2 protein-coding genes are annotated in these 1,102 nt (G+C 48.3%); both read right to left on the reverse strand.

The window, feature by feature from the left end; genetic code table 11:
* Positions 1–765, reverse strand: a 765-nt coding sequence (locus KDK14_RS13570; RefSeq protein ID WP_257265700.1) for an IS3 family transposase, incomplete at its 3' end; no start/stop codon positions are given.
* Complete coding sequence (locus tag KDK14_RS13575; RefSeq protein WP_257265701.1) at positions 755–1,039, reverse strand: transposase; 285 nt, start codon at positions 1,037–1,039, stop codon at positions 755–757. The genes KDK14_RS13575 and KDK14_RS13570, both read right to left, overlap by 11 nt.
* Positions 1,040–1,102: the final 63 nt, after the last annotated feature.

Raw genomic sequence — 1,102 nt, forward strand, 5'->3', positions numbered from 1 at the left:
CTCAAAGTATTCATCCAGTCCTGCATAGAGTTCAGGAACAGTCTGAAACTCATGCGTATACAGCCATTCATACTTTACAGAACGCCAGAGCCGTTCCACAAAAATGTTATCCAAAGCCCGGCCTTTTCCATCCATACTGATACTGATATCCCGATCATGCAGGGGAGCTAGAAAATCATGACTGGTAAACTGGCAGCCTTGATCTGTATTGAATATTTCAGGTTCACCGTTCTCCAGAGCTCGATTTAACGCATGGATACAAAAGTCTGCATCCAGTGTGTTCGACAGCTCCCAGCTGACCACGTAACGGCTATACCAGTCAATAATGGCAACCAGATACATAAACCCTTGGGGCATCGGGCAGTACGTGATGTCAGTACTCCACACCTGATTAGGCTTTACAATCTCAAAACCCCGAAGCAGGTATGGATAAACCTTATGCTCCTTGTTCCTCAGACTGGTGCCTGGCCTTGGTGCTATGCCCTGTATTCCCATCAGCCTCATGAGCCGCTGTATCCGCTTTCTATTGACTGGATGGCCTTGATTATTGAGCCATGCAGTTATCTTGCGACTGCCGTAAAATGGCGTACGTGTGTACTGCTCATCAATCAAGCGCATGATGTGCAGATTCTCATTGCTTTCCTGGGCAGGACTAGCTTGATAATACCAACTCGACCTGTTCAACCCGATCAGCTCACATTGCTGCTGAATACTAATTTCTGGGTGGTTCGGCTCTATGCACCTCCGCTTATCGTCAATGGACATTGCCAGATTTTTTTTTCAACCAGTCCAGCTCCATTTTGAGCCGTCCGATCTCTTGGTACAGTGGCGCTGTGAGCGCATCTGGATCGACCTCAGGCCGTGTTCTACCAAAGACCTCTGGAACCCCCTGGAGTAGCTGCCGCTTCCACTGACTAACCTGAACAGCTGCCACTTCATGTTCGCTGGCTAGCTGGTTTATGGTCTTATCCCCCTTGTAGGCTTCCAGTGCTACTTTCGCCTTAAACTCGGGCTTGTGTCGTTTTCTTTTTGCTGTCATGACGTCCTCCTGAAGGGGCATGTTACAGCCAGAAAACTTAACTTAGCTACCTGTCCAGTTCAT

This window comes from Endozoicomonas sp. ONNA2, from assembly GCF_024606365.1.
In the GTDB taxonomy this organism is placed as follows: Bacteria; Pseudomonadota; Gammaproteobacteria; order Pseudomonadales; family Endozoicomonadaceae; genus Endozoicomonas.

Coding starts and splice junctions, on each gene's coding strand:
- KDK14_RS13575 (WP_257265701.1), bottom strand. CDS start 1,039: ATGACAGCAAAAAGAAAACGACACAAGCCCGAGTTTAAGGCGAAAGTA.